The following is a 7,093-nucleotide window of genomic DNA, read 5'->3' on the forward strand; positions in this document are numbered from 1 at the left end:
AGACCTTTCCTTCAAAACATCTTAGTGTTTCAAAAACTCCATCACCATAAAAGGTACCACGGTTATTATATGGCAAGACAGCCTTTTGTTCAGCAACAAATTCTCCATTCAGTAAAATCATAAAAAAAGCCCTGTTTTATCAGGGCATAAAATTAAATCTTTAAAAATAGATTATCTCGATCCTAACACTTTTTTTAGAGCACTAACTTGATTTTCCCAGAACATCTTTTGTTCTTCTACTTCATCATCATCATCACCAAAATCGCTTATCATAAGAGAAACATCTTTTGTTATCTCGTCAACTTGAATTCTTAACTCAAAATATTTTTTTGTATCCTCATCATAATCCCATTGAAATCTAGCTCGTTCTCCAGATACTCGTTTTAAAATTTTTGCTTTTTCCTCTTGACCATCCCAGATGAATCTAAAATATTCACCTCGACTATTTACATTATCAGCAAACCATTCTGACATTCCAGAAGGAGTTGCGATGTGTTGATATAATAATGCTGGTGAAGCTTGAATTGGAAATTCTAAGTCAAATTTGATTGGATCTTGCATTGAATAAACATTTGCGGCAATATAGGACATAATTTTATTCTTAAAAAATCTTATAAATCAAAATTAAGTTTAGATATCATTTGGTTTAAAAAAATAAATAAATGTATATTTGCAGCCGCTTAAACAGCATGATTATCCACGGCGTGGTAGCTCAGTTGGTTAGAGCGCAGCACTCATAATGCTGAGGTCGGCGGATCGTGCCCGCCCCACGCTACAAAACTCCTATCCTTTTTAAAGAATAGGAGTTTTTTTTTATTAATGCTATTCGTCATTAATTCTTCCTCATCCTATTTTATTTCTTGAGATTTGAAGTATTATTTTAAACTTGAAAACATCAATATGCTTATCTATTCTGTTTAAAAACGAGCTTCAGATAGATATGGTGCCTCTACTCGATCTATAACTTAAATCATAAATTCACATTAACAAGTGTTAATTTAATGTAAATTAATAGTTTATATTATCGATTAACGGTGTTAATATTCTGTGAACTGTTATTCTTAAAATAGTATTTTATCGATGAAACGCATGTTTTTTATGTTTTTCAGCGATAAAACTGTTAAAATACATATATAGTCGATGTAGTGCATATATATTTAACCTGACATAAATCCGTTAAATCAGGTATGCATGAAAAAAATTACTTTCCCCACATTTATTAAATATTTCTCTTTTACAATATTTATATTTTTTGCACAGATAGTTACCGCACAATCCTCTGAAGTTGTTGTTTCTATTAACTGGCCTCAATGGTCTGGAGATAATAGTTTTGAAATATTTGATCCAAGTGGCACCTCTATTTTCAATTACTGTGATCCATCTAACTGCTCAAATGGAGCAGCTGGTTCTCACTCTGCTACGTTAAACTTGGGGTGTTTACCTAATGCAAATGGATACACCTTGACCGTAAGAGATTTCTATGGAGACGGCTGGAATGGTGCTGGTGCTAACATTACCGTTACTGTAGCAGGAACCGTTGTAGTAAACGGTTCATTAAATACTGGTACTACAGCTAGTGCTAATTTTAATGTCTCCGGTGGTGGAAGCTGTACCTTGTCACCAGAAATAGACGTAACAGGTTTTGGCACAAGCATCCCAGATAACTCAAATGCACCAAATTCAACTGACGGAACTGATTTTGGAATTACCGATTTAGGTACATCAATTACTAGAACATTTACAATTGAAAACACTGGTGGAGCAGATTTAAATTTATCAGGCGCACCAGTTACTATTACAGGAACTAATGCCTTAGATTTCAATGTAATTGTTCAACCTAATGCTGTAATTCCTGCAGGAGGAAGTGATACATTTACTGTAGAATATTCAAGAATAACGGTTGGGGTGAGTGATGCTACAATAAACTTTACTTCAGATGATGCAGATGAAGGGTCTTATAATTTTGATATAACTGCACAAGTTGCTAGTCCAGTTTCTACTTTGTATTATGAAAATTTTGATGCAGGTGCAGCTGGTTGGAGTACAACTACCGCTGGAGGATTTCAATTTAGTTTAGGAACTGTACCTAATGAAAAAGGTGAAGGGAATTACTGGTATACAGACAACTGGAACAATTATCCTAGCAACAGAACTGCAACATTAACAAGCCCGATAATTTCATCTTTAGGTTATACTGATCTCAAATTCTACATAGATTTTAGAACTAATACCAATGATAATGATGATGGAATGCGTGTTCAATATAGTATAGACGGAGGTACTAATTGGACCACTCTAGGAAATGACTCTTCTGGTGAGAACTGGTACAACTTTGGTGATGTAGATGGTTTTGCAAATGGAGCCGATGCTTGGGCTGGGGATAGCACTACCAGAGATGCCAGCTTAAGTAGGTTTGAAGAGGCTAGTCACGTATTACCAATAGGAACAGAAAATAATCCACTTCTGAGATTAAGAGTTCAATTTGCTAGTGATGGCGATAATACTAGAGACGATGGTGCTTTATTTGATAACATCATTATTACAGGGAGAAAAATTAATCCAGATCTTGCTGCTGATGGCCCAGCTGACGTAAACGATAATTTGACACTATGGTTGAGATCTCAAGATATCGCTGCTACTGATGGTAGTACACTACCACTTTGGGAAGATCAAGCACTAGATAACGACGCCTTTGAAATTCCAACTAATGCACCAATGTTTGCTAACAATGTTAATAACAATATCAATTTTAATGCTACTGTAGCATTTGATAGAGCTGCACAACAACACTTAAGAGGTAAAGGCGGATTAAATTCTGGTGACTACTGGATAGTTGTAAGAAGTACCATTGATATGACTAATGAACTAGCAGGTGAAACCATGCTTATAGGTGCCAAAGTCTCAAAAGAAAGTCCTTCACAAGACCCTTCGGGATTAGGATGGGGACCAGTATCAGTAAGATTTGAAGATCCAGTGCTTTCACATTGTGTAAGTTCATTCAGTCAGACATCACCTGCTCCTGAGAGTTATGGAAGAAGTTTTGAAAGCACAACAAGAACCTTTGATGATGTACATATATTAAACGTTAAAAACAATCCTAACAATAACGGAACTGAAATTTATTTAAATGGTAGAAAAATAGACAACGCCACTGGCTTTTCTGAATTTACTAATGCAAATATGGATTTCAACTCTTTTGTAAATAAACCTTTCTATCTAGGTGCTGGACGTTACCAACTTAATGGCTTACCATTTGAGACGCATCTTGATGGAGAAATTACTGAAGTTTTTAGTTACCGTGATAGAAAATCAGATGCGGTACAACAAAAGATCTACTCCTATTTAGCTATTAAAAATGGTGTTTCTTTACATAATCCTACTAGTACTCTTGACGATCATAGAGCAGATTGGGATTATCTAGATTCAAACAACAACGTGATTTGGGACTATTCATCTAACACCACTTTTAATTATGATGTTGCTGGAATAGGAAGAGATGATAATTCTGAGTTATTTCAAAAGCAATCTAAAAGTGAAAATTCTACAAGCATCGTAGCTATAGGATTAAATAAAGTAGAAGATTTAGGAAGTCAAAACTCTGCAAATTTTGAAAATGATAAAGATTTTCTTATTTGGGGTCACAATGGACAAGACTTAAATGCTTTTTCTAGTGTTATCAATCATGATGTAGGTGTGACTAATGCTGTTTTGACAAATATTACTAGAATGAACCGAGTGTGGAAAATTGAAGAAAAAACCACTTCTGACATTGGCAAAACTGAAGTAAGAGTTGCTACTACAGATTTTTCTGGTTTACCTGCACTTACAGCCAATAGAGAATATGTTCTCATGATAGCTGACGATCCTAACTTTACAACTAATTTAGAAACAAGATTCTTTTTAGAGGATGGTAGTTATCAAAGAGCTTCTTATAACTTTGATGGTATAAAATATTTTACACTTGCTGTAACAGACGTAAAATTTGAAGACAGAAGTGTTGCTTTTGATGGCGTAGATGATAATATTATTATTGATAATCCTCAAGGTTTTGGCGGTAGATTTACTGCAGGTGCTTGGGTTCTAAGTCAAGGTTCCAATAGTACAAACACCGAAAGGACTATTGTAGCAAAACGAGCAAATGGTTCTGGATTTCAATTATCCTTGAGAGATGACAATAGAATTATATTAAGATGGAACAGCTCTACATCATTAGAAGAGTTAGTTTCTAATACAGCACTTAATAATGGTATCTGGAGACATATAGCAGTTACTTATGATGGAAGCCTTGCAAAGATTTATATTGATGGTGTAGAAGATACTCAAGCTGCGATAGGTGCTCCTGTGGCAGATTCTAACCTTCTAGGTCTAGGTGCTAGAATTGAAGAAAATGAAACCGCTGTAGAACATTTTAATGGAGAACTAGATGAAATAAGAATGTGGGATGTCGCTCTTACAGAAAAACAAATCAGGTTCATAATGAATCAAGAGCTTCAAGAAAATTCTACTTTACTTAATGGTAGCGTTATTCCTTCTACCATAACTAAAAATGACGTTGCAGGTATTGATTGGGAACGACTAGTAGCTTACTACAGCATGAATAGCTTTATAGGTGCTTCATTAAACGATGAATCTGTAAACAAAGGTTACGGAAGAATGGCAAATGAAAATTTCTTTGAATTAAGAACTCAAACAGCACCACTACCTTATCAAAGTAATGGAAATGGAGACTGGGAAGATCAATCTAGCTGGGCAAATGGGTCTTTATTATATACACCAGGTAGCACAAGAGTTATTAATGGAAATGTGGTTAAAATAGATTGGAATATCGTTAAGACTAACAACGAAGTAACTATCGCAAACAGCGACATCACTGTTTTAGGTTTGTTTGTACAAAGTAACCAACTTAATGTAGATAATGATCACGGTTTAACAGTTACGCATTTACTTGATCTTTCAAGTTCTATAGACCTTAAAGGTGAATCGCAGTTAGTTCAAACTACAGATAGCGATTTAGTAGAGAACAATACTGGATTTATAGAAAGAGATCAACAAGGAACTGGAGTTACTTTTGACTATAATTACTGGTCTTCTCCTGTAAGTCGTATAGTTAATAACAGTACTAATAATGGTTACACTATAAGTGGAAATTTAAAAGATGGTACTTTAGTAAATAATCCTCGTGACTTAAACTTCACCTCTAGAAATGTGCGTGATGGCGCTCCTGGTAACGCTACAACTGCCGCTACCATTTCTGGTAGATGGTTATATGCTTATAGAGACTTAACTAGTAATACATATTCAAATTGGGAATATTTGGGACCAAATGGGGCTTTAAATGCTGGAGAAGGTTTTACTATGAAAGGTACTGGAGCAGCGAGCGATCAAAATTATGTTTTTGTAGGTAAACCAAACAACGGTAATATCGATCTGGACATTGATGCTGGAAATGATTATTTAATAGGTAATCCATATCCTAGTGCTTTAGACGCACATGAATTTATATCTGATAACCCACAATTAGACGGTACGTTGTACTTCTGGGAACATTGGGGTGGTAACACACACGTACTAGCAAACTATCAAGGAGGTTATGCTATGTATAACTTCTCTGGTGGAGTACCTAACGCAACCGTAGGAACTTCTAATCCTGATGTGAATCAAGGAGGAATCCCTACTAAGCGACCAGAACGTTTTGTCCCTGTAGCTCAAGGATTTTTTGTTACTGGTGTTGCAGACGGTACGATAAGATTTAGAAATGATCAAAGACAGTTTGTTACAGAAGCTTCTGGAAACAGTTTATTTGTAGCTGCACCAGGAAATAGTTCTTCTAGTAGTGCTTTTGATGACTACAACTCCTTTAACGACAACAGACCTAAAATAAGATTAGGTTTTGCTAGTCCTAGTACAATTTATAGACAAGTTCTCTTAACGGTAGATCCTAATGCTACCATGGGTTATGATAATGCCTTTGACGGTTTACAAATAGACGAACAAAGAGAAGATATGGCATTTGTTTTAGGAAATCAAAACCTGAGCATTCAAGGTATAAACGCTATAGATCCAGCTGTGGAGCTACCGTTAATGGTAAAATTACAAGCATCTGGTTCTTTCACTATACAATTAGATGATGTTCAAAACATAGACCCTACACAGCAAATTTTCCTTAAAGATGCTGTTGCAAATACATACACAGACTTGATGAACGGTGCTTATGTAAGCCCTACCCTATCTGCTGGAACAAATAACACCAGATATTCAATAGTATTTACAGACCCTACTACGTTGAGTAATGAGCAAGTAGAGCTGTTAGAAAGTGATCTAGTAGTTTACACTCCTAATAATACAGAAACTCTAAATGTTAAAAAAGGTACAGATATCAATATAGATACTATTACTATCACAAATATGTTAGGACAGCAAGTGCAGTCTTGGGATGTGAGCGATCAAGATGGTATTTTATCTGTAAGTACCGTAAACATTGCTAAAGGAAACTACATCGTACAATTATTTACTAATTATGGTTTACAAACTCGTAAAGTGATCATACAGTAATTCCCATAACCTTAATTAGTAGAAAAGCCTTTGAGAAATCAAAGGCTTTTTTTGTACGATCGATGATATTAGCAGTAATAATTAAGATACTTATAGAACTGCTATTTTTTGAACCACTATAACCTAAAATAGGAAGCGCTGAAGAGTGAAATTATAATACACAAACCCTACTCCACTACGATAAAACAAAAATTTCAGTAGACAGGCTTCTATAATTATTTAGTTGTTAGTAAACGAGGCTCTTTTTAAATCAATATCGCTTAGCTTGGTTAATTTACCTTGCTCAAATAAATCATCTAGTGTGGATAAATCTGGATTTGATTTTTCAGATTTGTAGTTGTTGTAATCTTGAATAATGATACCATTGAGGTTTCTTCTGTTCTCGCTTTCGCGAAAGCGGTAACCACATTCTTCCTCACAGTAAGAGTAAGCTAGATAATCGATAAAGAAATCTTCTGTGTTGATCCAGTACATAAATACATCTTCATGATCTTCTCCACCACCATTTTCATCAAAGGTGACCTCAATCTCATGGTAAGTT

3 protein-coding genes and 1 tRNA gene are annotated in these 7,093 nt (G+C 35.1%); 2 read left to right on the forward strand and 2 right to left on the reverse strand.

From position 1 onward, the window contains the following. Window positions 1–171 precede the first annotated feature (171 nt). Window positions 172–561: an START-like domain-containing protein gene (locus A9Q93_RS12975; protein ID WP_303687835.1), complete on the reverse strand. Its 390-nt coding sequence runs from the start codon at window positions 559–561 to the stop codon at window positions 172–174. Between the two features lie 140 nt (window positions 562–701). On the opposite strand from A9Q93_RS12975, the gene A9Q93_RS12980 reads away from it, so the two are divergent. Next, window positions 702–775: transfer RNA gene (locus A9Q93_RS12980), tRNA-Met, on the forward strand. Window positions 776–1,191: 416 nt separating this feature from the next. Continuing rightward, a complete protein-coding gene (locus A9Q93_RS12985) occupies window positions 1,192–6,552 on the forward strand; it encodes a LamG-like jellyroll fold domain-containing protein (RefSeq protein ID WP_303687828.1) in 5,361 nt (1,786 codons plus the stop codon). Between the two features lie 219 nt (window positions 6,553–6,771). On the opposite strand, the gene A9Q93_RS12990 is transcribed toward A9Q93_RS12985, so the two are convergent. Further along, window positions 6,772–7,093 (reverse strand): DUF6503 family protein (locus tag A9Q93_RS12990; RefSeq protein ID WP_369674730.1); only part of this gene is annotated, 322 nt, incomplete at its 5' end.

This window comes from Nonlabens dokdonensis, assembly GCF_002162835.1.
Classification (GTDB): domain Bacteria; phylum Bacteroidota; class Bacteroidia; order Flavobacteriales; family Flavobacteriaceae; genus Nonlabens; species Nonlabens dokdonensis_B.